Source organism: Sphingobium sp. CFD-2, from assembly GCF_024611135.1.
Taxonomy (GTDB): domain Bacteria; phylum Pseudomonadota; class Alphaproteobacteria; order Sphingomonadales; family Sphingomonadaceae; genus Sphingobium; species Sphingobium fuliginis.
The window spans coordinates 35453-61339 of sequence record NZ_CP084405.1 but is presented as its reverse complement, the minus strand read 5'-3'; the positions used below and the strand labels follow the sequence as shown (position 1 = coordinate 61339).

Sequence of the window (25887 nt, the reverse complement as noted above, 5' to 3'; positions counted from 1 at the left end):
GAACAACCAGGCAGGATACGCAATGGCGACCAAAGCTCTCCCCACGATCAGCAATACCGGCGCGAAGAAGCGCATCAGAAAGGTATTCGGCGACATCCACGAAGTGGTGCAGATGCCGAACCTGATCGAAGTCCAGCGGGAGAGCTATGAGCAGTTCCTCCGTTCCGATCCGTCGATCGGCTATGTCTCCGGCCTGGAAAAGACCCTGCGCTCGGTCTTCCCGATCCGCGATTTCGCCGGCACCGCCGAAATGGACTTCGTCCATTACGAGCTGGAAGACCCGAAATATGACGTCGAGGAATGCCGTCAGCGCGGCATCACCTATGCGGCGCCGATGCGCGTCACGCTGCGCCTGATCGTGTTCGAGGTGGATGCCGACACCGAAACCCGCTCCGTCCTGGATATCAAGGAGCAGGACGTGTACATGGGCGACATGCCGCTCATGACGCAGAACGGCACCTTCATCGTCAACGGCACGGAGCGCGTCATCGTGTCGCAGATGCACCGCTCGCCGGGCGTCCTGTTCGACCATGACCGGGGCAAGACCCACTCTTCGGGCAAATATCTGTTCGCCGCCCGCGTGATCCCCTATCGCGGTTCGTGGCTCGACTTCGAATTCGACGCCAAGGACATCGTCAACGTCCGCATCGACCGCAAGCGCAAGCTGCCGGTCACGGCGTTGCTCTATGCGCTCGGCCTCAATGCCGAGGACATTCTGGGCTATTTCTACAACAAGGTGACCTTCCTGCGCGGCGAAGGCGGCTGGCAGATTCCCTACACCGCCGAAGCCTGGCGCGGCCAGAAGCCCGCCTTCGACATCGTCGACGCCAAGTCGGGCGAGGTGGTGTTCGCCGCCGGTCACAAGATTTCGCCCCGCGCCGCCAACAAGGCGGAGAAGGACGGCCTTGAAACCCTGCTGATCCCGACCGAGGAAGTCTATGGCCGCTACAGTGCCTATGACCTCATCAACGAGTCGACCGGCGAAATCTACATCGAGGCCGGGGACGAAGTGTCGCCGGAAAATCTGGAGAAGCTGGACAAGGCGGGCATCGACCGCCTCGAACTGCTCGACATCGACCATGTCACCACCGGCCCGTGGATCCGCAACACGCTGAAGGCCGACAAGGCCGAGGAGCGGGACCAGGCGCTGGCCGACATCTATCGCGTGATGCGCCCCGGCGAACCGCCGACGAAGGAAACCGCCGAAGCCCTCTTCGCCGGCCTCTTCTTCGATCCGGAACGCTACGACCTGTCGGCCGTGGGCCGCGTCAAGCTCAACATGCGCCTCGACCTCGACGCCGAGGATACCGTCACCACCCTGCGGACCGAGGACATCCTTGCGGTCGTCAAGGAACTGGTGAACCTGAAGGACGGCAAGGGCGAGATCGACGACATCGACAATCTCGGCAACCGCCGCGTCCGCTCGGTGGGCGAACTGCTGGAAAACCAGTATCGCGTCGGGCTGTTGCGCATGGAGCGCGCCGTCAAGGAACGCATGTCGAGCGTCGACGTGTCGACCGTGATGCCGAACGACCTCATCAACGCCAAGCCCGCCGTGGCCGCCGTGCGTGAGTTCTTCGGCTCCTCGCAGCTTTCGCAGTTCATGGACCAGACCAACCCGCTGTCGGAAGTCACCCACAAGCGCCGCGTCTCTGCGCTTGGGCCGGGCGGCCTGACCCGCGAGCGCGCCGGCTTCGAAGTCCGCGACGTTCACCCGACCCATTATGGCCGCATCTGCCCGATCGAAACGCCGGAAGGCCCGAACATCGGTCTGATCAACAGCCTCGCGACCTTCAGCCGCGTGAACAAATACGGCTTCATCGAAACGCCCTACCGCAAGGTGATCGACGGCAAGGTGACGAACGAGGTCGTCTATCTGTCGGCAATGGAAGAAGCCAAGCACACGATCGCGCAGGCCAACGCCGAGCTGACCGAAGAGGGCACGCTGGCCGAAGACCTGATCTCGGCGCGTGAGGCGGGCGAATTCCTGATGGCGCCCAAGGACCACATCACCCTGATGGACGTCAGCCCCAAGCAGCTGGTGTCGGTCGCGGCCTCGCTCATCCCGTTCCTGGAAAATGACGACGCCAACCGCGCGCTCATGGGATCGAACATGCAGCGTCAGGCCGTGCCGCTGGTCCGTGCCGAGGCGCCGTTCGTCGGCACCGGCATGGAAGGCACGGTTGCGCGTGACTCGGGCGCCGCAATCGCGGCGCGTCGCGCGGGCATCATCGATCAGGTCGACGCGACCCGCATCGTGATCCGCGCCACCGGCGACATCGAACCCGGCCAGTCGGGCGTCGACATCTACACGCTGCAGAAGTTCCAGCGCTCCAACCAGGACACCTGCATCAACCAGCGCCCGCTGGTGAAGGTGGGCGACCTGATCGAAGCGGGCGACGTCATCGCGGACGGCCCGTCGACCGAGTTCGGCGAGCTGGCGCTGGGCCGCAACACGCTGGTCGCGTTCATGCCCTGGAACGGCTACAACTACGAAGACTCCATCCTGATCTCCGAGCGGATCGTGAAGGATGACGTCTTCACCTCGATCCATATCGAGGAGTTCGAGGTCATGGCCCGCGACACCAAGCTGGGGCCGGAGGACATCACCCGCGACATCCCGAACGTCGGCGAGGAAGCGCTGCGCAACCTCGACGAGGCGGGCATCGTCTATATCGGCGCCGAAGTGGAGCCGGGCGACATCCTGGTCGGCAAGATCACCCCCAAGGGCGAATCGCCGATGACCCCGGAAGAAAAGCTGCTCCGCGCGATCTTCGGTGAAAAGGCGAGCGACGTGCGCGACACCTCGCTGCGTCTGCCGCCGGGCGTTGCCGGCACGGTCGTGGAAGTCCGCGTCTTCAACCGCCACGGCATCGACAAGGATGAGCGCGCCATGGCGATCGAGCGGGAGGAAATCGACCGCCTCGCCAAGGACCGCGAGGACGAACGCGCCATCCTCAATCGCGCGACCTTCAACCGCCTCCAGGAAATGCTGCTGGGCCAGACCGCCACGGCCGCTCCCAAGGGCGTGCGCAAGGGCGTGGAAATCGACGAAGCCCTGCTGGCTGAGGTCGAGCGTCATGAATGGTGGAAGTTCGCGGTCGCGGACGACGCCCGCCAGGCCGGCATCGAAGCCGTCAAGGCGCAATATGACGAAGCGGTGAAGCTGATCGTCGAGAAGTTCGAGGACCGCGTCGACAAGCTGCAGCGCGGCGACGAACTGCCCCCGGGCGTGCTCAAGATGGTGAAGGTCTTCGTCGCGGTGAAGCGCAAGCTGCAGCCGGGCGACAAGATGGCCGGCCGTCACGGCAACAAGGGCGTCATCTCGCGCATCCTGCCGATCGAGGACATGCCGTTCCTGGAGGACGGCACCCATGTCGACATCGTGCTGAACCCGCTGGGCGTGCCGTCGCGCATGAACGTCGGGCAGATCTTCGAAACGCACCTCGGCTGGGCCGCGCGCGGCCTGGGCCAGCAGCTCAAGCATGCGCTGGAGGAATGGCGCGAAGCCAATCCGAACGCGCAGGGCGGTGAGATGCCGGATGCGGTGAAGACCCGCCTGCTCGAAACCTATGGGCCGCAATATGCCGACCAGATCGAAGGCCGCACGGCCGATCAGATCGTGGACCTGGCCGAACATCTCGCACGCGGCGTGCCGATGGCGACCCCGGTGTTCGACGGCGCCCGCGAAGCGGACGTGTCGGCGATGCTGGAACTGGCGGGCCTGCACTCGTCGGGCCAGTCGGACCTGTTCGACGGCCGCACGGGCGACAAGTTCGACCGCAAGGTGACTGTCGGCATCATCTACATGCTGAAGCTGCACCACCTGGTCGACGACAAGATCCACGCACGCTCCATCGGCCCCTACAGCCTCGTCACCCAGCAGCCGCTGGGCGGTAAGGCGCAGTTCGGCGGCCAGCGCTTCGGTGAGATGGAGGTGTGGGCGCTCCAGGCCTATGGCGCCGCCTACACGCTGCAGGAAATGCTGACAGTGAAGTCGGACGACGTGGTCGGCCGCACCAAGGTCTATGAGGCGATCGTCAAGGGCGACGACACGTTCGAGGCCGGCATTCCCGAAAGCTTCAACGTGCTGGTCAAGGAAATGCGCTCGCTGGGCCTCAATGTCGAACTCGCGTCGATGGACGAGATCGAGGACGATGACGGCTTCGCGCAGGCGGCGGAATAAAGGGAACTCCGGAGCGCTGTCTCGCGAAGACGGCGCTCCCTCCCTGCCCCGCCCCGAACAATTTACCCTCTAGAGGGACTGAAAAATGAACGAACTGACGAACTTCGCCAATCCGATCCAGAAGCCGGAAACCTTCGACCAGATCCAGATCGGCCTTGCCTCTCCGGAGCGCATCCGCAGCTGGTCCTTCGGCGAGATCAAGAAGCCGGAAACCATCAACTACCGCACGTTCAAGCCGGAACGTGACGGCCTGTTCTGCGCCCGCATCTTCGGTCCGATCAAGGACTATGAATGCCTGTGCGGCAAGTACAAGCGCATGAAGTACAAGGGCATCGTGTGCGAGAAGTGCGGTGTCGAAGTCACGGTGTCGAAGGTCCGCCGCGAACGGATGGGCCATATCGAACTGGCCGCGCCCGTCGCGCACATCTGGTTCCTGAAGTCGCTGCCCTCGCGCATCGGCCTGCTGCTCGACATGCAGCTCAAGCAGCTTGAGCGCGTCCTTTATTTCGAAAGCTACATCGTCACCGAGCCGGGCCTGACCCCGCTGGAGAAGTATCAGCTTCTGACCGAGGACGAACTGCTCGACGCGCAGGACGAATATGGCGAAGACGCCTTCTCCGCCGGCATCGGCGCGGAAGCGGTCAAGCAGATGCTGATGGACCTCGACCTTGAGGGCGAGAAGCAGGCGCTGCTGGACGAACTGGCCGTCACCAAGTCGGAACTGAAGCCCAAGAAGATCATCAAGCGGCTGAAGGTCGTCGAGTCCTTCCTGGAATCGGGCAACCGGCCTGAGTGGATGATCCTGGACGTCGTGCCGGTCATCCCGCCGGAACTGCGCCCGCTTGTTCCCCTGGACGGCGGCCGCTTCGCGACCTCGGACCTGAACGACCTCTATCGCCGCGTCATCAACCGCAACAACCGCCTGAAGCGGCTGATGGAGCTGCGCGCGCCGGACATCATCGTCCGCAACGAAAAGCGCATGCTGCAGGAGGCCGTCGACGCCCTGTTCGACAATGGCCGCCGCGGCCGCGTCATCACCGGCGCGAACAAGCGTCCGCTGAAGTCGCTGTCCGACATGCTGAAGGGCAAGCAGGGCCGCTTCCGTCAGAACCTGCTCGGCAAGCGCGTCGACTATTCGGGCCGCTCGGTCATCGTGACCGGCCCGGAACTCAAGCTGCACCAGTGCGGCCTGCCCAAGAAGATGGCGCTCGAACTGTTCAAGCCCTTCATCTACGCCCGCCTCGACGCCAAGGGTCTCTCCATGACCCTGAAGCAGGCCAAGAAGTGGGTCGAGAAGGAGCGCAAGGAAGTCTGGGACATTCTCGACGAAGTCATTCGCGAGCACCCGGTCATGCTGAACCGCGCGCCGACGCTCCACCGCCTCGGCATTCAGGCGTTCGAACCCGTGCTGATCGAGGGCAAGGCGATCCAGCTTCACCCGCTGGTCTGCTCGGCCTTCAACGCCGACTTCGACGGCGACCAGATGGCCGTCCACGTCCCGCTGTCGCTGGAAGCCCAGCTTGAAGCCCGCGTGCTGATGATGTCGACCAACAACATCCTCAGCCCCGCGAACGGCAAGCCGATCATCGTCCCCTCGCAGGACATGGTGCTGGGCATCTATTATCTGTCGATGGAGCGCGAAGGCGAGCCGGGCGAAGGCATGCTGCTGGCCGACATGCAGGAGGTCCATCAGGCCCTCTATGCCAAGGCCGTCACCCTGCACTCGAAGATCATCAGCCGCGTGCCGCAGACCGACGAAGCCGGCAATCAGTATATGAAGCGCTTCGAGACCACGCCGGGCCGCATGCTGCTGGGCGAATGCCTGCCCAAGTCGCACAAGGTGCCCTTCGACGTCGTCAACCGCCTTCTCACCAAGAAGGAAATCGGGGACGTCATCGACCAGGTCTATCGCCACACCGGCCAGAAGGACACGGTGCTGTTCGCCGACGCCATCATGGCGCTGGGCTTCCGCCACGCGTTCCAGGCGGGCATCAGCTTCGGCAAGGACGACATGGTGATCCCGGATTCGAAGACCGCGATGGTCGACGAAACCAAGGCGCTGGTGGCCGACTATGAGCAGCAATATCAGGACGGCCTGATCACCCAGCAGGAAAAGTACAACAAGGTGATCGACGCCTGGAGCCGTTGCGGCGACCAAGTCGCGAACGCCATGATGGACGAAATCCGCGCCCAGCCCAAGGACCCGAATACGGGCCGCATGGCGCCGATCAACTCCATCTACATGATGGCGCATTCCGGTGCCCGTGGTTCGCAGGCGCAGATGAAGCAGCTTGCCGGCATGCGCGGCCTGATGGCCAAGCCGTCGGGTGAGATCATCGAAACGCCGATCATCTCCAACTTCAAGGAAGGCCTCACCGTCCTTGAATATTTCAACTCCACCCACGGCGCCCGCAAGGGTCTGGCCGACACCGCGCTCAAGACGGCGAACTCGGGTTACCTGACCCGCCGTCTGGTCGACGTCAGCCAGGACTGCACCGTCGTCGAGGAGGATTGCGGCACCGACAAGGCGCTGGAGATGAAGGCCATCGTGCAGGGCGGCTCGGTCATCGCCTCGCTCGGCGAACGAATCCTGGGCCGCACCACGGCGCAGGACATCGTCGACAGCAAGGACGGTTCGGTCATCGTGCCGATCGGCACGCTGCTCGACGAAGCGCTGGTCGCGCAGATCGAGGCCATCGGCACGCAGGCCGTGAAGATCCGCAGCCCGCTGATCTGCGAAAGCAAGATGGGCGTCTGCGGCAAGTGCTACGGCCGTGACCTCGCCCGTGGTACGCCGGTCAATATCGGTGAAGCGGTCGGCGTCATCGCGGCGCAGTCCATCGGTGAACCGGGCACGCAGCTCACCATGCGGACCTTCCACATCGGCGGCGCGGCGAACTTCAACGAAACGTCGAACCTGGAAGCCATGTCGGACGGCACGATCGAGCTGCGCGACATGCCGACCATCACCGACAAGAATGGCCGCCGCCTGTCGCTCGCCCGCAATGGCGAGATCGCGATCATCGACAGCGAGGGCCGCGAGCGCGAAACGCACCGCCTGCCTTACGGCGCGACCATCCTGTTCGCGGATGGCGACACCGTGAAGAAGGGCGATCGCTTCGCTGAGTGGGACCCCTTCACCATGCCGGTGATCACCGAAAAGCCGGGCATCGTGAAGTATCAGGACCTGATCGACGGCAAGACGCTGACCGAACAGACCGACGAAGCGACCGGCATCGCGCAGCGCGTCGTGACCGAGCATCGTGGGTCCGCCCGCACCAAAGAAGACCTTCGTCCGCGCCTCACCCTGCTCGACGACCAGTCGGGCGAAGCCGCACGCTACATGCTGGCGGTGGGTGCGACCCTGTCGGTGGACGACGGCGCGCAGGTGCAGGCCGGCGACGTGCTGGCGCGTGTCAGCCGCGAAGCGGCCAAGACCCGCGACATCACCGGCGGTCTGCCGCGCGTCGCCGAACTGTTCGAAGCCCGCAAGCCCAAGGACAATGCGATCATTGCCAAGGTGTCGGGCCGCGTCCAGTTCCTCAAGGATTACAAGGCGAAGCGCAAGATCGCCATCAATCCGGAGGATGGCGGCGAGCCGGTCGAATATCTGATCCCCAAGAGCAAGGTGATCGACGTTCAGGAAGGCGACTATGTGAAGCGCGGCGACAACCTGATCGGTGGTTCGCCCGACCCGCACGACATATTGGAAGTGCTCGGCATCGAGCCGCTGGCCGAATATCTGGTTGCCGAAATCCAGGAAGTCTATCGCCTGCAGGGCGTGAAGATCAACGACAAGCACATCGAAACGATCGTTCGTCAGATGCTGCAAAAGGTCGAGATCACCGTGTCCGGCGACACCACGCTGCTGGTGGGCGAGCAGGTCGACCGCGAGGAGATGGAGGAGATCAACGCCAAGCTCCAGCCCGGCTTCCAGCCGGCAGAGGGCAAGCCGGTGCTGCTCGGCATCACCAAGGCGTCGCTCCAGACGCGCAGCTTCATCTCGGCGGCCTCCTTCCAGGAAACCACCCGCGTCCTCACGGAAGCGGCGGTCCAGGGCAAGAAGGACACGCTGGTCGGGCTCAAGGAGAATGTCATCGTCGGCCGCCTGATCCCGGCGGGCACCGGCGCCGGCATGAACCGCATGCGCGTCGCCGCCTCGTCGCGTGACGCGGCGATGCGGGCGGCGCTGCGGGCCTCCAGCCAGGTCGACCTGATCGCGCCCAAGACGGCTGCGGAAGAGCATGCCGCCGAACTGCGCCAGGGTCCGGAAGCCGCCATTGGCGACGATCCGCTGGCCGTTGTCCAGGGTGAGGATTTCACCACCGAGGACATGGAATAAGCGCTTTGAAATAATGGGGTCCGCTTCCTATCTCGGGAAGCGGCTCCCAGCCCTTCGTACCCCATCGGGGATCGATGAAGAGCCCGCCGGAAGCGACAGCCTGTCCGGCGGGTTTTCTTTTATGGTTGCGCCGGGCAGGGCATGAAATTGTCCGGCAGGCCTGTCGCAAAACTCTTGACCAATCCGGAATCGCCGCCTATTTGCGCCTCTCCGGTGAGCCGCTGGCCCATCCTGATGCCCGATCCTCTAATGGTAAGAGAGCGGACTCTGACTCCGTCAATCAAGGTTCGAATCCTTGTCGGGCATCCAAACTTTCCCCAGCAAAACCAATAACTTCGCGACACCAAGCCCATTCCCTGGCGGCGCCTTCATGTTGCAACAGAAACCCGCGCAATTCCGCCATTTTCCGCTGATTTCCGAGAGTTCCCGGCAGCTCCATGCAACATGGATGCAACATGGGATGGCGCGGAAATGGCGAGATTACTCGCTTTCTCGTTTGCTCTTTTGGGCGCTTAGGACTGACCGAGGAACGCGGACCTTGGGCTGAAGCATCTCCTGTACGCGCTGCAGCGACATTTTGGCCGCCTCTTGCATTTTGGCCTTATCAACTGGGTCGGCCGTCAGTGCGCGGTACTCATCCCTTTCCCGCTGCCGTTGTATCGCTTGGATCTTGAGCGCTTCGCCTGCGGCCAGTTTCAGCACCTCAATCGCGCCTACGGCAACGAGGAGGTCCAATTCTTCATCCGTGAGGCGTAGTCCTTTACCCACGCTGATCGCCCTCGAAACGCGCCGGTCCAGCTGAATAATGTCACCTGCCCTGTCCATATCGCCCTCCGACGGCAGCCCGGCCCTTCGTCGCGATCGCGTTCAATGTGCCGGGCCGGTCAACAAGGCGTAACATCTGCCTGCATGATCGAAAGGGCGTCGAGGGAGGGCGACAGAAGACAGCGATGGACCGCCTTTAAGACCTACCGGACTGGCCTGGGCGCATGACGGCGCCGGTTGCCGCCGCCTACATGTGCGTATCGCAGTCGACCTTCCTTGTCCGGTTCGCCAGCATCGGCCGCAAGGAAGGGGGCAACACGTTCTGGGCGCGCGCCCAGCTCGATCAGATCATTGCGGAGCAGTTCGATTTGACCTCAATCGGCGCGCCCCCTCCTGAACTGACGTCCGAAGACGAGTATGCCGCGTGGAAGGCCAAGCGAAACAGTGCGCGGCAGAAATAGGCAGCCAATCCGGCGGGACGGTTCAGTTGCTATAAATGAGCAAATTTGCAATGTCGCCGCACTCATGGCATTTAAGAGTCGCTATGGAAGGGGTGAGCATGGCATTTCTTGAATCCGCTGTTGCGGTCGCCATATAATGCGTAAACGCACAAGCTCCTTAACGGGTTGGAAATCAATATTTGGAACCATGCAACGGGGGGTCCGCTGGATGGGATTTCAGTCACCGATGAAGATCGAACTTGCCATACATCTCGCCTTCGATGAGGAAGCGGCGGTTTGGTACGTGGCTTCGTCGGACATCCCGGGTCTTTTTCTGGAAGCCGATAGCCCGCAAGCCTTGATTGAGCGCCTTGCGGTGAGCGCACCCGAAATGATCGAATTGAATCTAGCGGAAATTCTGTCCCGACATGAGGGTACTGAGAGCGACAAGCATCCGGCTGTCTCGCTTCGCCCGGTCTTCGACAGTCCGCTGGAACTGGCGCATGCTTAACCGTGCCGGGATATACGCCTGAGCTAAAGCGGCTGCTCACTGAGGCTGGCTGTTCCTTTTTCAGACACGGCAAGGGTGATCACGAGATTTGGCAATGTCCGGACGGCTGCAAGGTCACCGTCGATGGGAACATCAAGTCGCGGCACACGGCGAACGGTGTTTTGAAGCAGGCTGGCCTGCCCAAGGCATTCTGACTACCCCTTCCTCTCAATCATCTCCGGAAGGGCTGTATACGCGTTCGTAAAGCTTTGAATGGCGCCGCCAATCGCTGCCGGGTTTGATATTGCCCACCAAGCGATCGATGGCCTCATCGATTTGTTTCTTGCTCCATGCCTTCTTTCCGCCGAACTGAATGGGGTCAGGCATATTGCCGAATGCAACCTCGCGCTCAAACACGGTGACGGGCAGATCGAGGTATGCGGCGCTGTAGTCAATCGCATCATCGCTTCAAGGTTTTCGCCTGACGGCCGGGCACACATCTTCCTGCACCGTCGGCAACCTTAAATTTCGTGCGCTTCGATATCCTAGGCACGGATAGGTTCACCGTCAAAACACAGAGATCCCCGCCGTGAGCATCATGGGCGGCGATGAGAGGAAGTTTGAGATCATTCGGCTGACTGAGCCGGATCAAGCTTTTCGTAACCGGGCGTTTTTGACGGACTGCCTAAATTCGATATCTTATCGTCACCATGCTCAACCACAGGAATAACGAAGCTTTGTTGTCGCCTGCGGCCATGCGAATCATCATAATTAACGTGAAGGTCCAACGGACCAACAATGTCTCCAGGTTCATAAATAAACCTGAGCGTATTTTCTTCTGCCACTCCCATGAGAGGCTTTCGCATCACAATCTTTTCATTGGATCGAACGATAACATTTGTGCAAGCGGGTCCGCCACAAATTAGGTTATATCGAAATTCAACGCGGCCACCGGAGCGCGTACCGCCTGCTTGTGAAAGCAGCAGCCGTGGCTGGGCGAGCTTATCCTGCTCGGCGTCTATCCGAAGTCGCTCAGCGTATTCGGCCGACAGTTGCTCGCGCGATACCTCAACTAAGCGTCGTTGCTGCTCGACAGAATTACGGAGTTCTTCGCCTTGCAGCCACAACGCCTGAGCGCTGTTGCGCAATTCGTCTCCCTGTTGGCGGAAGCCAAGGACCAGCCACAGGAACGCGAGAGGTGCGAACGCCCCAGATAAGAAGGTTGCGAATTCGTCCGGGTCCATCGCGATCATCAGGTTCCAGACTGAAAGTGCATAGCCACCCATCGCGACCAAGTAAGCAACGCTACAAACGACGCCCCAACGATAGAGCTTTTGCGCGCTACGGATTTCTGGCGCGATTTGGTCGGGCGTCTCGATCATTACGCTTCTATGCTTTGTTCTGGCAGCGATTCTCAACCGTCAAATCTTATTGCCGAATCGCAACGAGCTATGCCAAAAGGAGGGCCTGCCAGAACCTTCGGTTTCGAAGCAGTATGGAGGGGTGGCTGAGCTGGTTTAAGGCACCTGATTGATACTCAGGCGCGGGTGCAAGTCCGCCGCGGGTTCGAATCCCGCTCCCTATTTTAGGAGCCCGCTCCGGACAATGGTCCGTCGAGCGGGCTCCGTCGTTTAGGGCACCCATGAGCCTGTCGGCGTGGATCTGATCCGGCATGTAGCCATGATCGCGGATCAGAGCGAAAATCGAATTCTGCACCGATCGATACCCGCCTCATAAGCGAAGAATTCGAATATGAGCAACTGACGCAATTTTTGGGTAACCGTTTTCGTCACCCCCCCATCGAAAGCCCGGAAACCAAGGGTTTCAGCTCTATCGGAACCTTACGCAATCAGGAATTGCGTAAGGTTGGCGCCGGAATTGCGTCACTCCTCTCGCTGACGGCGGTTTGATCCAATGCTGTCTTGAAGAGAGACTATCGAAGGCTCCTTTCTCCTATCCTTTCCAGCGGGCCCGGCAGATACTGCCGGCCGATTCGCGGCAGTAATGGGGAATGGCCGCGTTGGAAGGGGGAAATCATGAAGAGCCTATTCGTGAGCGCGCTTGCGCTCAGTGCCGCGGTGCCAGCACTTGCACAGCAGCCCGTTGCTGCGCCGGTCGCCGCCACAGCAGCGCCCATGCTGATCGCGCCGCCACAGGTCCAGCAGGCCACCGCCGTTCTACCGGCCAACACTGAAATCACGCTGGCGCTGAACGACACCATCTCGACCAAAGGCAAGCGCTGGACCGAAGGCGACAATTTCGACCTGACCGTCACGCACAACGTCATGCTGGGAAACTATGTCATCATCCCGAAGGGCAGCCGCGGCGTGGGCCGCATTTCCTGGCTCACCAACAAGGGCGCCTTCGGCAAGTCCGGTAAGATGGAGATCGACCTGGAGTATGTGGAGGTTGGTGGCCGCCGCATTCCGCTGTCGGGCCATTATCGGCAGGAGGGTGAAGGTAACACCGTCGCCACTGTCGGGACTGTCATTGCCGCAGGCGTCTTTGCGGGGTTCGTAACCGGCAAGAGCGGCACGATTCCGGCAGGCCGGGAGCTGACGGCTCACACCAAAGAGGATTTGCCGGTCGCGTTCGCTGGGCCGATGACCACGCAGACGGCGCCCGTGATGGTGCAGCCGATGGCTGTTCAACCTGCCGTCATGACCGTGGCCTCGCCTCCGCCTGTTGCAGCGCCCGCCGGAGTGACCTCCCCTTCCTCCAGTACATTCCACCCGCCGGCCAGCGGAAGGATCAGCTGCCAGACCTGTCAGTAAGGAAGACCCTGTCGATTGTTGCGGGCGTTAAGATACCGCCCGCAGTCCACAGGATGACGTCCACCTTCCGGAACAGCGGTGGTGTAGCCGGCAGGGTGTAACTGAGGAAATGCGGGAGAGGCGGAAGTGAGACGCGCACGAATGGCTGCAGCTTGGGCCGTTTTGCTCGTGCTATCGTTTTGTTACTGGAGTTGGGTTGCAACCATTGTGCACGACGGGAAAGGCATACGCGCAGCGTTGATCTATTTCGCTTTTCTGGCTGGCGGTGTCGGGGCATTGCTAGCCAAGATTTTTCGCCTCACATCACGGCCATAAGTCTCGTGTCCAGGGTCATCGGCATGTTCCGCAGCGCGCATCGCCACTTCTCTCCGCCTATGTGAGGCGCCCGAGTTCCAGCCATCCCTTGTCCTGGCTGTTGTTGCCGTGGTCGCGCGGGTTGGACCAGTTGCGCAGGTCCTGCTTTATGGATGCCTCCCTGCCACTGGGAAGGTCGCGGACGGGATCGAGCGCCGCCAATACCTCTGGCAACGCAAAGGCGCGCTCAGGTTGAAGTTTGGCGAGTTCCTTCAGAATTTCCCAACGCTTCAACGCGTGTTCGCTGTCGGGCCTGAGGCCCCTCACCAAACGAACGTGGGTGATCAGGTCCCAGTTGGTCGGAACGCCCGGCGTTTGCAGCAGCGGCTCGAACGGCATGATCGAATCCCCCCGAATTCAGGCGGGCAGCCTATCACGGTGGAGGGCGGGAGGAAATCTGTGGGTCCTACCCAGGGGATCGGAAACCCAAAGCGGTGGGGAGCCGCAAAAAAAGAGCGGGTGTGCCCAAAAATCTTTTGCGTAAGTTACCGGTTCGTCCTCATCCACGCTTCAAGCCGTTGAAATTAATGGATCATGTGGCCTCTGGTCAAAGAGTGGGGCCAGAGCGGGCGGGTTGCCGACGCCCGCCGGTGGGTAGATGATGCTGACATCGACAGGCGATATTTGGACCAGCGGGAGAAGAGCATGAGGCTGTTGCTGATCGCCGTTGCGCTTTTGAGTTCTGCCGCGTGGGCGGCGGAGAGAAGTTCATCCATCAGAGCGAAGACGGAACAGGCATTCTCAGCAGCGGTGGCCGTAGGCGATGCGGAGCAGGACTGTGGCCATGCGATAGGCAAGCAGCGCGCTCTGGCGCTGGTACGATATTGCCGATGGGTAAGCTCAGCAACGCGCCCGCCATGCAACACTGTCAACGAATGTGCCCTTATAGTGAAGCATATCCGCGGAATGTGCGGTGCGCCCAACGCGACCGTATTAGGGCAGACATGCGAGCGTTTCGGAGAATCCAGTTGGCAGGCCGTCAACCGTATGCCCGCGCACTAGAGCCAGACGGCTTCCTGATCTATGAGCCCGAAAATGCGGTTCGCTCTATCCGCTTATTTGCACGCGCCGGGGACCGGTCATAGCGCCGTCATCGGAATCCGCTTATCTGGCCCACATGAATATCGGTTCATACTTCCGCCTTGAGGGCGTCTTGGTTGCTGGAGCGGTCAGCCTATACGTGCAGGCATGCAACGGTGCGCTTTGGGAAATCGGCTTGCTGAAAAACGTTGGCCATCTCCTCCAAACAAATGTCATCGTGGAAGGTATCCGCACGGGCGCCGAGGCAATTGCGGTGAACTGGATTGAGGCGTGTGAGCCGATCCGAAGGACGCTTAACCCGACTGGAATGTAACCCACGCGCCCGGAAGCCATCCGCCGCCTGGTTCGACAACGCGTCGGATGTTAGCCCGCCCATAAGCAGAGCTAACCCACTGAAAAGGATTCGTTATAATTGATTGAATCGTAACAATTTTTAGGTAAATTGATCAACGGCAGGATACGCTGGGATTACCGCTCCTCGACAGCCTACTGGGCTTAGATTATCTGCTGGGACGGCCGCACTGATGTTGGCGACCTATCAGCCCACCGGAGACAGGGGTTGGCCAGGGCCTGCCAACTTACCGAATTTGTATCCATAATGCTCGTAAATCTGGCGGGCTTCCTGCGGTATATGCGCTTGGTGCGCGAGTGGCCATACCGTTACCCCGACATCTCGCGCTACCTCAGGCGGCATTTCCGCCATGATCGGCGATAAGGCTCGCGCCGGCTCCAACGCGAAATTGGGTGAAACCGTGTTCGTGGCCTGGAAGAAGGCGCTGGCAACTACATCTGCGAGCTGGAGGCCTGCTAGTTCTTCATGCCGGACATGAGATGCGAACTCAGCCTTCATCATGGTTGGATTGAACGCCTTGGGCGGTTTTTTGAATTTGCCATGCTCTGCTTGGTAGACGAGCGTACCAAAAAGATACCTGAACATATGATCATAGTCGTGACCGCCTCGATGAGAAAAAATTATTCTCATGGGCGCTAAAGAAAGTTCGCCCGCAGAAATCATTCCTTCATACCAGAACATGACCCTTTCCAGCAGAAGTCTCGTGCACCAGTTATAGAATTGGCCAAAGCTCAGGTGGCCTAGAATGTCGTTGTGGTATTCGCGCAAGTTGCGCTTGTGCGACGCAAAGCAGAATGCTCGTGCGCTCGATCGAGCCACCTTCCTGCACGCTGGAAGTCGGTTGTGACGCCCAAGCTGCGCGTAATGAAGTGTGGGCGACTGGCCTCCCTTCACGAGGGATAAGATATCTTTGACAAGATCGACTGGTTCATTGTGTCTAGTGGAGCGGGTTACATACGCGCCCAGCGTGAACCATTCGTACGGCGAGTTTAAAAATTTGAGGCCGTCTTTGACACCTGGATCGCCACCTTCATCGATGTACACCGTTATCTGCGTTTCCATTTATATATTTGTGAACAGTCGTCGCGAAGAGTCGAGTCTTTACTGCATTCTTGGTCGGCGGCCTGTTCCTTGCCACCCTGTATCACGCCGAGCAGAGGCATCGGTGGATCGGTGATATAGAGCCTATGCAACGGAAATCCGTCATTTCTCTGGACTCTTGCGCTCGAATCCATCCTGATTCATATTGTCGGCGTTGTGGCACCCCGTTCGATGAGGGACCGCGACCCGTGCTTTCAGAACCAGCAATCGTCCACCGGTCGAACTGACCGATGGACTGGAAGATTAAGCAGCCCAGCGGCGACGCGCTCGGCCCGTTCCGCCGTGAGCTATCGAAGCGCGTCACCATCGCGGCTGGTCTAGCCACCGACAAAGCCGCACGCTCTGCCCGCGATGAGATCCGCGCCACGATGCGCACCCAGCGGTTGGGCGGACTGTCCCGCACGATTGCGTCAACCTCCGACGCCGAAAAGGGCCGTATCAATATCGGGGACATTTCGTCGTTGGACGTCGGCGGCTTCGTCTCTGTCCGTGGCGTGAAATCACCGCGCACAGCCGGCGCGCTGAAAAGCTACATCGACCGGGACACGACGCAGATCGCGCCAGTGCGCGGGCGATGGCTGGCGATCCCGACCGGAGAAATCCCCAAAAAGGTGGCGAGGCGCGGAATCACACCTGACCTCTACCGCTCATCAGGGCTGGAGGAGAAAATCGGACCGTTGCAATTCGTGCGCAGCGGCAAGCCGGGGATAGCCTATCTCGTGGTCAATGACGTCACCGTCCGCACCGACGGCAAGAATGGCAAGGCCAGGCGGCTTCCGAAACGCGGTGTTGCCAGCAAGGGGCGGGCACATGTTTCGATCATCGCTTTCATTCTGATCCGCGTGACGCGCCGATCGCGCCGCGCTGACCCTCGCCAAATCGCTGAAAAATGGGCGCGCCGTCTGCCTGCTCTACTCAACCAGGAGCTTTCCGGCTCCGCCATCAAGTTCTGAGGCTCGACATGGGCAATCTTAACTCATTCCCGCTGGTTCTTTCGATAAAAGCCGAAGATGGCGCCGTTGCAAGGATGCGCGAGTTCGAAGCCAACCTGCGCAGCAGCGCCGACCGGGCTAGCACCGCGTGGGAGAAGGCGGGACAGCGTGCCGACAAGGCATTCTCCTTCAACGGCGCGAGCCGGGAGGTAAAGCAGTTCGGTCGAGAGATCGAGGCTCTCTACCAAAAGCTGGCGACTAAGGGACGGGTTCAGAATCTTGCAGCCAGCGCTTTGTCTGGTTTCGATACCGGCGGCGCGATCCGCCAAATAAATGCACAGGCCGCCGCAGAGGAAACCTTGGAGGCCACGCGCCGTCGGAATCATGCCGAACGGATGGCTGCTGTCCAGCGGGAGATAGCCTTGACGCTGGGAGGCATTCGCGAGCGCCAAGCGGCCGAAAACGCGGCCTTCCGCCAAGCGACAACCGAAGCGGAACGGCGCATAGCTCTTGAGCGCCAGCGTATCACCGAGAGCGCGGCGAGGATCGCGGGGCCACAAAACCTTGGCGGCGTGACCCTTGATCCTGCCGCGACGCTGCGGTCCGCAACATCGGCTCGCGCATTTGCCAATGCCCAACGCGAGATTGCGGAGGCCGCCACCGTCGCCGCTCGTGCCGTTGGCACCGCCACTGCAGAAGATAGGGCCTATGCGACCACGGCGCGCCAGGCTGCGGCAGCGGCGGAGGTGGAGGCCCAGCGGCTCGAACTGCTGGCAGCGACCCACAGCAAAGTGGCCGGCGCATTGGTGGCATCGGGTGGTTCCCTTGCTCGCACCAGTGCAGCGGCAGCGGTGTCGGCCGGCGCACAGCGGGCGGCTTATGCGAACCTCTCGAATCAGATTGCGGACGTAGCGGTCCAGGCCCAACTCGGTACGAACGCCTTTGTCATCTTGTTGCAGCAGGGAAGCCAGGCATCGTTCGCCCTGGCCCAGACGGGCGGCAAGCTGGCTGCGCTCGGCCGCTTCCTCTCCAATCCTTGGGTTGTCGCTGCAACGACGGCCGCCGCAGTGCTAGGCAGCTACGTCACCAAGTTGGGTGAAGCCGATACCGCCAGCCATCTGGCCAAGGTCGGCGCGAACGCCCTGACAGACGCCCAGGTTGTACTGGGCACCATGTTTGACCTGACCTCCGGAAAGCTGGAAAAGCAGAATGAACTTCTCCGCCTCAATGCCCGGTTGACCGCCATCAATCTCCGCGCCGATGCGGCCGCCAAACAGGCCTCATCCGCAAAGGTGTTTGGGCAGGACGGGCTATCGACCACCACCAAACTCCGCGCCGGGGCAAGCGCCTACCTGCCCTTGGGCCTCGGCAACGTGGTTGGCGGCGATTATTTCAAGGCCCGCGAAAATCAGCAGGCTCTCCAGCGGCTGGAGCAGGAGCGCGCCAAAGCCGAGCAGATCAAGAATGCCGACGCCCGCGCGAAAGCTATCGATGCAGTCCTGCAACGGTCCGAAAAGCTCGATTTTTCTGGCCTAAAAATCACCGGCGAGGAATACCGGCAGGCGCTCATCGACCGGTCCACCAGCGGCATCAATACCCAGATTGCCAAACTCATCGATGAATCGCTCGATAGTGGCACCCTCGCCAAAGGCCTCCGCAATCCTGCCAAGAAAACGGGGAGCGGCACCGCCAACAGGATTGCGGGACTGGAGGAATCGGGCCGGGATATCTTTGACCGCATCAAGAACATTGCGGCACCCTTTGGGGATCAGCCTAAACTTGTTCAGCAGACAGCCAAGGCGATGGCTGAACTGGCGGATATCACCGATGACCTGACTCGGAAGAATGACGCCTACGTCAAGGCGACTGGCAAGGCGTTGCCCGGATATGAGAAAACCCTGACCGCCGCGAAGGAAGCCGCCGCAGTGATCGGCAACGCGCCGGTGATGGCGATCAAGCAGCAGACCGATGCGCTGGCGGATCAGGCGCGGGTGCAGGAATTGCTGGCGCAGGGCCGCCCGGCGGAGGCCGAAGCGCTTCAGGCAAAGCTGGCCATCATCCGGCAGATTGGCGTCGAACTGGACAAAGAGCCGGAGGCAGTCAGCAAGGCGCTGGCGGAATACGAGGAGCAACGGAAGCGCCTAGCGCAATTGACCGTCGATGCACAGGCGACCAGCGCCACGCGGCAACTGGAAGAGGCAAACCAGATTCTTCAGGCGCAGCTGTCCGGTAACGAGCGCCTGGCTGAACTGCTCTCGCGCCGGTTCCAGATCGAGCAGGGCACTGCGCAGATCGGTGATGAGCAGCTGACCAACCTTGAAAAGCAGATCGAACTCAACAAGGCCCTTACGCAGGAGAACGAACGCCGCAACCAGCTGATTGCGATCCAGGTACAGCAGGCGCGCGACCTGCAGAGCGCGTTTGAGAATTTCCTGACTGAGCCGTTCGCCAAGGGCAGCCTGAAGTCGCTCACGGACAGCATCACCCAGTCGCGCCGACAAGCCATTGCGCGGGAGATCAGCGTCAAACTGTTCGGTGACATGGGTTCGACCGTTGAGGACAAGCTGCGTAACGCTGGGGAAGTGGTGACCATTGCCGGGGACACGCTCAACGCTTCAGCCACAACCATCAGTGATTCGGCGGGGAAGGCGTTGGAGGCGCATCAAGCTGCAGCGAAGGCCCTCACGGATTCCGCGACTGCCATTAGCAATGCCGCGGCAAACTTCCTGGCTTCGAATGACAATATGCCTTCCATCGGACAGCTGACCACCACTCCAACCGCTTTTGGCAGTCAAACCGGGCTGGAGCCGTTCCTGACCAATTTTGCAAAGGGCCTGCAGCCGATCCAAGACATCTGGAGCAATGCGCAGCCAGCCCAGGAACTTGCCGATATCGTAGTGACCGCGCAGCGCTATATTCCGGCCAGCGCCCAACGAACTGCTTCGGGTGGCGGCTTCGGGACTGCGGTTGGCGGCGTGAATGGGTTGACCACCCTGTTGAGTTTCGCCAGCAGCGCAGTCGGCGGCAAGGCGGGCGGCCTCATCAACGGGCTGTTGAATGCCGCGGCGTTCAATCAGATGGGGCAACTGGCAGCCAGTGGCATCTTAAAGCTTGGCGGCGGCACCTTTGCGGCAGCGGGAATCGGCCAGACGGTCGGCAATGCCATCGGCGGCATTGGTTCGGGCATGCTCGCCAGCAGCATCGTGAAGGCCTTGGGCCTCAAGGGGTCCACCACGGGCGGGGCGCTCGGCGGCGCCATCGGTAACGCCATCCTGCCCGGTATCGGCGGCTTTATCGGCGGCGCCCTTGGTTCCATCGTCGGCGGATTGTTCAAAAAGAACCCGAAGGCCTATGTCACGCTGGGGACCGACGCATACGGCAACACCACATCGGAAACGTTGCGCGCTGTCGGCAAGGGCAAGGCCGAGCGCCTGGCCGGTGCACAGTCGTCAGCCAGTGGCGTGTTCGATGCTCTGGAGCAGCTATCGAGCGCGTTCGGCACTGGCCTTGCATCCAATATGAACCTTGGCGTCATCGGGAGCTACAAGAAGCAGTATCGGTTTGATCCTGATGGTGACGGTCCTCTTGCGCATCAGTCCTTCGCGACCGCTGAGGAAGCTGTAAAGGCCGCGCTGGTCAATGCCATCAATCGCGGCGTTATCACCGGAATGAGGGAGTCGACCAAGCGCCTGCTGACCGTTGGAGGCGATTTCGACAAAGCGTTGCAAAAAGCCACAGCGTTCGAAAGCGTGTTCACGGACCTCAAATCCTATCTTGATCCGGTGGGCGCCGCGATCGATGGCGTCGAGAAGCATTTCGACGGGCTGCGCAAGATCTTCGCTGAGGCTGGGGCCAGCACGGAAGAATATTCGAAGCTGGAGCAGCTTTATGGCATCGAGCGGAGCGAAGCCATCAAGCAGGCAGCGGAGAGCCTGTCTGGCACGCTCCAGAACTTCTTGGATGGCCTGCGCTATAGTGGTGACAGTGGCCTGTCGCTGCGTACCCGGCAGTCCAACGCCAGGGCGGCGTTCGATCCTTTGGCTGCACAGATCATGGGGGGGCAGCAGGTCGACCAGGACAAGTTCACCTCCACGGCCCAGTCCTATCTGGACATCGCCCGCGAACTGTACGGCTCGACCCAGCAATATTTCGACCTGCTGGCCCAGGTGACGAACCTGACCACGAAGGCCATCACGAACGCTGGGGGCACCGTCACGCCCATCACCGCAGCGTCGACGGCTTCAGCTATTGCGGCGGCGACCGGCACCACCTCCAGCGCGTCGGGCAGTGCTTTCACCGCTTCGGTCACGGGCACTACCACGGGCATCACCGGCGCCACTTATGACGTCGCCCGGCAGATCGCGAACGACAACGCGATGCTGGCCCAGACCATCGTTGAGCAGTTCAAGCAGCAGACCCAGGCCATCGCCATTCCTGCTGATCGGCTGGCCTGGTTCACGCGGACGGACTTCGTATCAGCGATGCAGGAATCCTTGGGCATTTCCGCTCCGTCTGGCCAATCATCGGCGCGCCAAAACAGCATCCTGACCGCGCCCGACGTGGTGACCGCGATCAACGCCACCAATAAGCGGCTCGATACGTTGATTGGCGTTACGACCAGCAACGCGCCTCCACCGACGGTGAAGCCTATCCTTCAGGCTCCCGTTGGCGCCACGCCGCGCACCAATACAATATTGGGGCTGAGGAATGCCTGAGGCTGGTCAAAGGAGATCGATAGCCGCTCGCAGCTGGGCTATACGGGCATTGATGGCAGAGGTTTCGTGGTGGATGCGGAGAAGCCGCGCGTCATCGATGCCGATCCGAGCCTGGGCAGCGGCGGCTCGGTCAGTTGCGTCGATAGCCGGTGTCCTGAATTTCGCCATGAGTTGCTTGAAGATGGCGGTCTGGCGCGCCTCCAATGCAACGATCTGGGCTTCAAGGCTTTCGCGGGAGATCATGCTGATGTTCTCTTGAAAGGCTCCCCGCCGCCCGCGGATGTTGTGGCCATAATAGGCGGCGGGGAAAGGTGGCGCTGTTACGCGCCCGATGGGCCGGTGGCGTCGGGGAACGATGCCCCGGCCTGTACAGGGGGAAGCCATTCGATATTGACCCTCTGGCGAAGGCCATAGCCGCGCACGGGACGGCCGCCGGTGCGATGGGTGAAACAGCGGCGCGTGGGCATCCCGCCACCGCAGACGCTAGTTCCGTAGAAGGTCTCGCCACAGTCTGCGCATGGCGCCGACCAGCTGATCATCGTCCGAATGGAGCCGTCACGCCGGCGGCAAGGGTCGACGCGCAGAATTGTGTAAACCTGCTGGTCCATCACCAGACGCTGGCCGATCACGATGCACGAGGCGTCCGGCAAGGTCGAGCGAACATAAGGAACGCTGGGAACTTCGGTTTCATCGTTCATAGGAACCTCCGAAACTGATGATCGAGGCGGGCAGCGGAGAGTCTGAAATCCGCTGCCCGCCCGCGCGGCACTCCCGGCCCGCGCCCGCTGGGACCATCAGCCAGCGGCGAACTGAAATTCCTGTCATCCTGATGTTCGCCGTCACCGGGGGAAGAGTGAACCCAGGTGACGGCGGCGCAGCGTTTCCGCGCGCGGCGGGCAAAGGATGAAACCCCGCCAACACCTTACCGCGCTGCCTGGAGGAGCGCGATTTGAGAGCGAAGCGCAGCATTCTCCTGCCCCATGACAACGAGAGCCGGATTGATAGGCCGTAGCGGAGCGTTGACGTTGACAGGCCATCTCCGTCCGAGCTGTTCGATGGGCGCCCGCCCAGCCTCCAGCACGTTCAACGTTTCGCTGGGCACCGGAATTCGACCGTTCTTCAGTAAGCCGCCTTCATTGGCCTCCGCCAGTGTACGGCTGATGCGCTCCGCAACGCCGCGCGCTGCGGTGCTGCCTACCCCCTCCGAAAGCGCCACGGCCGCCGCATATACCGCAGCCAGCTGTTCTACGGCCTGTTGAGCCTCTCGCAACAGGATCGGTGAAAGCTCTGCGACACAACCCGCCAGCCCCTGATGTGCTGCATTTTTCGCCTCCGACTCGGTACGCGCGGCTTCCGTTTCGCGTTCGCGCAAACGCTTGAGTCCGGCCTGAAGACCGGCGCGCTCGACTTCCAATTTCGCGAGCGTATCGACCTCGATCAACACCTCACCCTTGGACATCAAGGCGTCAGCAGCTTGGTCAGGATCGACGCGCGGCCCATACTTCAAATCGGTGATCCGGCCGCTCATGACGTTCAGTTCGTGAAGGCCATGCTGTACACCCGCATCGATTTTGACGCGCTCTGCCTCTGCTTCAGAAATGCGCGCCTGGTGTTCGGTGACGTCGAAACGGGCCAACCTTTCGGCCGCTGCCTTTAACTCGCTGGTGGGCATTGTTTTCCCTTTCACTTTTTCGGCCGGAGACGATCATAGACACGATCCCAGGCAGCGCTGGAGGCGGAACGGGATGGGTCATGGCCAGGGTTGTTCGCGGCGATGGCGGAGTTCCAGACGGCATTGGCATCTTCCGGCTTGCGACCCGCCGCCTTCGCATACGCTCTATCCCACCCATGGTTTTTGCGCAGAATGTGCGAGCCCGACTGAGCCGATGCAGCTTGCCTGCGGGCCATACGGGTGGAGATCGACTCGCCTGGCCGGAGCGGCAAATCGAGGTGCAGGACGACAGAGGACCCAACATCATCGAAGCCAGAGCAGCAATCTTCATCGCTCTCTTCGTCGTCAGGATCGCCGTCGAGTTCGTCCAGCCTGTCGATAGCCGCCTGAGCGACAGCTTCGACCCGACTGCGGTTCAGCCGTTCAAGGAAGCGCTGGATTTTTGGCGTGACGCAAGGCGCCGCGCCCGGTAGGGTGCTGTCGTTCATTTGAGTTTCCTTCTCGATGATCACAGCCGGCGGGGTGGCTCCATCCGCTCCGTCGGCACATCCTGGCAATCAGTTGATGACCCCCGCGCGCAAGTTCGCCTCCAACTCGGATTTACGTGCGTGAATGCGCCCGCCAATTTTGAAGTGAGGAATCTGATTGTTGTAAATCAGGTGATAAGTCGCACGCTCCGTTTTCCCCACGTAGCGCGCAATCTCGGGCACACCCTTCAATAGATCATCTGCCAAAGTCATCGGAGTAGCCTTCCATAAAGTTCCGATTAGCTACAGGTATAGCCGACACCCTTCATGAACTTGCAAATCTTTTCCGTCAAGAGGTAGAGGGAGAGGTGTAGCCGATGAGAGGTTTGAGATGATTCTGACGTATGGCCAGTTAGAGGCGACCCTAGCTGGGCACCTACGCATTCATCCTGATCGCCTCGGTACGCTGCGCGCGCGCATTAAGCAGCTCCAGAAGCTGCAGTTTCCGCCTGGAGTTAATGTCGGCCGGGGGACCAAGATGGCCTATTCCGGGGCACACCTATTTCAGCTGGTCAGCGCGTTTGAACTCATCAACCTAGGACTACCTGCAGCAACAGCGACGGGTTTAGTAACGCCGAGTTGGCGAGTTATAGCTGCCGGATACGCCTTGGCGGTTGCAAATCCTTCGTGGGGGCGGCCGAATGACATATTCATCAGGCTTCTAAACTCCTCTCTTGAAGATTTGACCGGAGGCCTTGACCGTCATGGCTGGACATCTCGGGCATATATTCATGACCGGAAGAGTCTTATAGATGATCTTTACTGTGACTACAGGCGACCAGAATTCTCATCTATACTAATCAACGCGTCAGACGTTGTGAGAAGCGTTCTTCAATTTGCAGAGCAATTCGCAAGAGTACCTTCACCGCTTGCCGACGATGAGATCCGCAGTTGGACAGTCAATTATTCCGACGCAGATTATTGGGTGCGCGTTGATGAAACTTGGCGGGAGGCGGAGAATACTTTCTGATGACCTCAATTCGCAAACGCACCTGGACCGCCCCCGACGGCACCACCAAGCAATCATGGCTTGTGGACTACAAGGACGCGGCCGGGATGCGTCGCGCCAAGCAGTTCGACCGGAAAAAGGACGCCGAAGCCTGGCTGACGACGGTCGCCTATCAGGTCCAACAAGGCACCCACACGCCCGATTCGCAGTCCATTACGATCGCCAAGGCGGCGGATCTGTGGATCAAGCGCGGCGAGCGCGAGAATTTAGAAGCCTCCACCCTCGCCGCATATGGCCAGCATGTCCGTCTGCATATCGTGCCCCTCTGCGGCGACAAGAAGCTGTCCCAGATTACGCGCCCGATGGCGGAAGGCTGGCGCGATGACCTGATGGAGAAGCTGTCCCGCCCGATGGCCTCTCGCGTCCTGCGTTCCCTCACCGCGATCGTCAGCGAGGCGCAGGGCCGCGGCTATGTCGCTCAGAACGTGGTCGCCGGCGTGAAGATGCGCCGGGCGAAGCGCGAAAAGCCCAAGATGGTGATTCCGACCAAGGCCGAACTGAAGGCCATCATCGAGGCGGCGAAGGCATCGACCGAACCGATGGCCTATCCCCTCGCCCTTATCACCATCTTCGCCGGTCTGCGCGCATCCGAACTGCGCGGCTTGCCCTGGCGGTGCATCGACCTGAAGGCTGCAACGGTGACGGTCGACCAGCGCGCCGACGTGAAGAACGTCATCGGCCCGCCCAAATCGGAGGCAGGCTATCGGACCATCCCCCTGCCCGCATCTGCTATCGCCGCGCTCACCGCATGGAAGCTGGCCTGCCCGCCAACCGACGACGGTCTGGTGTTCCCGTCGCTGGCCAAGCGGGTGATGAGCCACATGTTTATGAACGTGAACATCATGGGCGCGGTCCAGCTTGCAGCTGGCATTGCCGATCCGGCGATGAAGGACGGGAAGCCCATGCTGGACAAAGATCAGCAGCCGGTGGTGGCCCAACGCTACACGCTACACGATTTCCGGCACGCCGCCGCCTCGCTCTGGATCGAACAGCGGGTCAATCCGAAGCGGGTGCAGAAATGGATGGGGCATAGCTCTATCCAGGTCACCTTCGACACTTATGGGCATCTTTTCGATCAGGCCGATCAAGATGGCGCTGTGGCAGCAGCTATCGAGAACGAAGTTTTAAACGTGCCGTAAGCGAAACGTTAATCCCGGATCGGCACAGCAACCCCTTCAACGTCTTCA

The 25887-nt window shown here is 60.9% G+C and carries 21 protein-coding genes and 2 tRNA genes; 14 read left to right on the top strand and 9 right to left on the bottom strand.

Annotated features, from left to right (window positions below):
- Positions 1-22 precede the first annotated feature (22 nt).
- From rpoB to LDB29_RS00270, 3 genes are all read left to right on the top strand, one after another.
- Positions 23-4186: a DNA-directed RNA polymerase subunit beta gene (gene rpoB / locus LDB29_RS00280; protein ID WP_044661637.1), complete on the top strand. Its 4164-nt coding sequence runs from the start codon at positions 23-25 to the stop codon at positions 4184-4186.
- An 85-nt stretch (positions 4187-4271) separates the two neighbouring features.
- Complete coding sequence (gene rpoC / locus LDB29_RS00275) at positions 4272-8528, top strand: DNA-directed RNA polymerase subunit beta' (protein WP_037482269.1); 4257 nt, start codon at positions 4272-4274, stop codon at positions 8526-8528.
- A 235-nt stretch (positions 8529-8763) separates the two neighbouring features.
- A tRNA-Gln gene (locus LDB29_RS00270) sits at positions 8764-8837 on the top strand.
- A gap of 171 nt (positions 8838-9008) precedes the next feature.
- On the opposite strand, the gene LDB29_RS00265 is transcribed toward LDB29_RS00270, so the two are convergent.
- Positions 9009-9353: a hypothetical protein gene (locus LDB29_RS00265; protein ID WP_013039482.1), complete on the bottom strand. Its 345-nt coding sequence runs from the start codon at positions 9351-9353 to the stop codon at positions 9009-9011.
- A gap of 164 nt (positions 9354-9517) precedes the next feature.
- On the opposite strand from LDB29_RS00265, the gene LDB29_RS00260 reads away from it, so the two are divergent.
- The 4 genes from LDB29_RS00260 (at position 9518) to LDB29_RS00250 (ending at position 10748) form a co-directional block, all read left to right on the top strand.
- The gene (locus tag LDB29_RS00260; protein ID WP_013039481.1) at positions 9518-9754 is read left to right on the top strand and encodes a hypothetical protein; all 237 of its coding nucleotides are present in this window, start codon (positions 9518-9520) and stop codon (positions 9752-9754) included.
- Between the two features lie 226 nt (positions 9755-9980).
- Positions 9981-10244, top strand: a complete 264-nt coding sequence (locus LDB29_RS00255; protein ID WP_013039480.1) for a DUF1902 domain-containing protein — start codon at positions 9981-9983, stop codon at positions 10242-10244.
- A gap of 2 nt (positions 10245-10246) precedes the next feature.
- Positions 10247-10438, top strand: coding sequence for a type II toxin-antitoxin system HicA family toxin (locus LDB29_RS29345; protein ID WP_013039479.1), 192 nt, complete (start codon positions 10247-10249; stop codon positions 10436-10438).
- Positions 10439-10496: 58 nt separating this feature from the next.
- Positions 10497-10748: a hypothetical protein gene (locus LDB29_RS00250; RefSeq protein ID WP_146001630.1), complete on the top strand. Its 252-nt coding sequence runs from the start codon at positions 10497-10499 to the stop codon at positions 10746-10748.
- A 101-nt stretch (positions 10749-10849) separates the two neighbouring features.
- Here the strand turns inward: LDB29_RS00250 and LDB29_RS00245 are convergent, their stop codons facing one another.
- Positions 10850-11605, bottom strand: a complete 756-nt coding sequence (locus LDB29_RS00245) for a hypothetical protein (protein ID WP_099186211.1) — start codon at positions 11603-11605, stop codon at positions 10850-10852.
- A gap of 115 nt (positions 11606-11720) precedes the next feature.
- Here LDB29_RS00245 and LDB29_RS00240 point away from each other — a divergent pair.
- Together LDB29_RS00240 and LDB29_RS00235 are read left to right on the top strand one after the other, a co-directional pair.
- Positions 11721-11808 (top strand) — tRNA-Ile (locus LDB29_RS00240).
- A gap of 451 nt (positions 11809-12259) precedes the next feature.
- Positions 12260-12997, top strand: a complete 738-nt coding sequence (locus LDB29_RS00235) for a hypothetical protein (protein ID WP_062017315.1) — start codon at positions 12260-12262, stop codon at positions 12995-12997.
- A 372-nt stretch (positions 12998-13369) separates the two neighbouring features.
- Here LDB29_RS00235 and LDB29_RS00230 read toward each other — a convergent pair whose 3' ends face one another.
- Positions 13370-13690, bottom strand: a complete 321-nt coding sequence (locus LDB29_RS00230) for a hypothetical protein (RefSeq protein WP_099186212.1) — start codon at positions 13688-13690, stop codon at positions 13370-13372.
- Positions 13691-14468: 778 nt separating this feature from the next.
- Here LDB29_RS00230 and LDB29_RS00225 point away from each other — a divergent pair.
- The gene (locus LDB29_RS00225; protein WP_099186214.1) at positions 14469-14705 is read left to right on the top strand and encodes a DUF5818 domain-containing protein; all 237 of its coding nucleotides are present in this window, start codon (positions 14469-14471) and stop codon (positions 14703-14705) included.
- A gap of 225 nt (positions 14706-14930) precedes the next feature.
- On the opposite strand, the gene LDB29_RS00220 is transcribed toward LDB29_RS00225, so the two are convergent.
- Positions 14931-15806: a DUF3800 domain-containing protein gene (locus LDB29_RS00220; RefSeq protein ID WP_099186215.1), complete on the bottom strand. Its 876-nt coding sequence runs from the start codon at positions 15804-15806 to the stop codon at positions 14931-14933.
- A gap of 269 nt (positions 15807-16075) precedes the next feature.
- Between LDB29_RS00220 and LDB29_RS00215 the strand changes: the two genes are divergently transcribed.
- Both LDB29_RS00215 and LDB29_RS00210 read left to right on the top strand, forming a co-directional pair.
- Positions 16076-16798 (top strand): hypothetical protein, encoded by a 723-nt coding sequence (locus LDB29_RS00215; protein ID WP_257555612.1) that lies wholly within the window; start codon positions 16076-16078, stop codon positions 16796-16798.
- A gap of 8 nt (positions 16799-16806) precedes the next feature.
- Positions 16807-21492 carry a hypothetical protein gene (locus LDB29_RS00210; RefSeq protein ID WP_257555610.1) on the top strand — a complete coding sequence of 1562 codons (4686 nt, stop codon included), beginning with the start codon at positions 16807-16809 and terminating at the stop codon, positions 21490-21492.
- Positions 21493-21498: 6 nt separating this feature from the next.
- Here the strand turns inward: LDB29_RS00210 and LDB29_RS00205 are convergent, their stop codons facing one another.
- The 5 genes from LDB29_RS00205 to LDB29_RS00185 all read right to left on the bottom strand — a co-directional run bounded on the left by LDB29_RS00205 (position 21499) and on the right by LDB29_RS00185 (position 23904).
- On the bottom strand, positions 21499-21735 hold the full coding sequence (locus LDB29_RS00205; RefSeq protein ID WP_099186219.1) for a hypothetical protein: 237 nt from the start codon (positions 21733-21735) through the stop codon (positions 21499-21501).
- A 77-nt stretch (positions 21736-21812) separates the two neighbouring features.
- Positions 21813-22190 carry a hypothetical protein gene (locus LDB29_RS00200; RefSeq protein ID WP_099186220.1) on the bottom strand — a complete coding sequence of 126 codons (378 nt, stop codon included), beginning with the start codon at positions 22188-22190 and terminating at the stop codon, positions 21813-21815.
- 224 nt (positions 22191-22414) lie between these two features.
- Positions 22415-23164, bottom strand: coding sequence for a hypothetical protein (locus tag LDB29_RS00195; RefSeq protein ID WP_099186221.1), 750 nt, complete (start codon positions 23162-23164; stop codon positions 22415-22417).
- Positions 23165-23175: 11 nt separating this feature from the next.
- A complete protein-coding gene (locus LDB29_RS00190; protein WP_257555607.1) occupies positions 23176-23652 on the bottom strand; it encodes a hypothetical protein in 477 nt (158 codons plus the stop codon).
- A gap of 69 nt (positions 23653-23721) precedes the next feature.
- Positions 23722-23904 carry an AlpA family transcriptional regulator gene (locus tag LDB29_RS00185; protein ID WP_099186229.1) on the bottom strand — a complete coding sequence of 61 codons (183 nt, stop codon included), beginning with the start codon at positions 23902-23904 and terminating at the stop codon, positions 23722-23724.
- A gap of 118 nt (positions 23905-24022) precedes the next feature.
- Between LDB29_RS00185 and LDB29_RS00180 the strand changes: the two genes are divergently transcribed.
- Together LDB29_RS00180 and LDB29_RS00175 are read left to right on the top strand one after the other, a co-directional pair.
- On the top strand, positions 24023-24661 hold the full coding sequence (locus LDB29_RS00180; protein WP_146001636.1) for a hypothetical protein: 639 nt from the start codon (positions 24023-24025) through the stop codon (positions 24659-24661).
- On the top strand, positions 24634-25839 hold the full coding sequence (locus LDB29_RS00175) for a site-specific integrase (RefSeq protein ID WP_257555604.1): 1206 nt from the start codon (positions 24634-24636) through the stop codon (positions 25837-25839). The genes LDB29_RS00180 and LDB29_RS00175 overlap by 28 nt, the downstream gene beginning before the upstream one ends.
- Positions 25840-25887: the final 48 nt, after the last annotated feature.

Coding starts and splice junctions, on each gene's coding strand:
- rpoB (WP_044661637.1), top strand. CDS start 23: ATGGCGACCAAAGCTCTCCCCACGATCAGCAATACCGGCGCGAAGAAG.
- rpoC (WP_037482269.1), top strand. CDS start 4,272: ATGAACGAACTGACGAACTTCGCCAATCCGATCCAGAAGCCGGAAACC.
- LDB29_RS00265 (WP_013039482.1), bottom strand. CDS start 9,353: ATGGACAGGGCAGGTGACATTATTCAGCTGGACCGGCGCGTTTCGAGG.
- LDB29_RS00260 (WP_013039481.1), top strand. CDS start 9,518: ATGACGGCGCCGGTTGCCGCCGCCTACATGTGCGTATCGCAGTCGACC.
- LDB29_RS00255 (WP_013039480.1), top strand. CDS start 9,981: ATGAAGATCGAACTTGCCATACATCTCGCCTTCGATGAGGAAGCGGCG.
- LDB29_RS00250 (WP_146001630.1), top strand. CDS start 10,497: ATGGCGCCGCCAATCGCTGCCGGGTTTGATATTGCCCACCAAGCGATC.
- LDB29_RS00245 (WP_099186211.1), bottom strand. CDS start 11,605: ATGATCGAGACGCCCGACCAAATCGCGCCAGAAATCCGTAGCGCGCAA.
- LDB29_RS00235 (WP_062017315.1), top strand. CDS start 12,260: ATGAAGAGCCTATTCGTGAGCGCGCTTGCGCTCAGTGCCGCGGTGCCA.
- LDB29_RS00230 (WP_099186212.1), bottom strand. CDS start 13,690: ATGCCGTTCGAGCCGCTGCTGCAAACGCCGGGCGTTCCGACCAACTGG.
- LDB29_RS00225 (WP_099186214.1), top strand. CDS start 14,469: ATGAATATCGGTTCATACTTCCGCCTTGAGGGCGTCTTGGTTGCTGGA.
- LDB29_RS00220 (WP_099186215.1), bottom strand. CDS start 15,806: ATGGAAACGCAGATAACGGTGTACATCGATGAAGGTGGCGATCCAGGT.
- LDB29_RS00215 (WP_257555612.1), top strand. CDS start 16,076: ATGGACTGGAAGATTAAGCAGCCCAGCGGCGACGCGCTCGGCCCGTTC.
- LDB29_RS00210 (WP_257555610.1), top strand. CDS start 16,807: ATGGGCAATCTTAACTCATTCCCGCTGGTTCTTTCGATAAAAGCCGAA.
- LDB29_RS00205 (WP_099186219.1), bottom strand. CDS start 21,735: ATGATCTCCCGCGAAAGCCTTGAAGCCCAGATCGTTGCATTGGAGGCG.
- LDB29_RS00200 (WP_099186220.1), bottom strand. CDS start 22,190: ATGAACGATGAAACCGAAGTTCCCAGCGTTCCTTATGTTCGCTCGACC.
- LDB29_RS00195 (WP_099186221.1), bottom strand. CDS start 23,164: ATGCCCACCAGCGAGTTAAAGGCAGCGGCCGAAAGGTTGGCCCGTTTC.
- LDB29_RS00190 (WP_257555607.1), bottom strand. CDS start 23,652: ATGAACGACAGCACCCTACCGGGCGCGGCGCCTTGCGTCACGCCAAAA.
- LDB29_RS00185 (WP_099186229.1), bottom strand. CDS start 23,904: ATGACTTTGGCAGATGATCTATTGAAGGGTGTGCCCGAGATTGCGCGC.
- LDB29_RS00180 (WP_146001636.1), top strand. CDS start 24,023: ATGATTCTGACGTATGGCCAGTTAGAGGCGACCCTAGCTGGGCACCTA.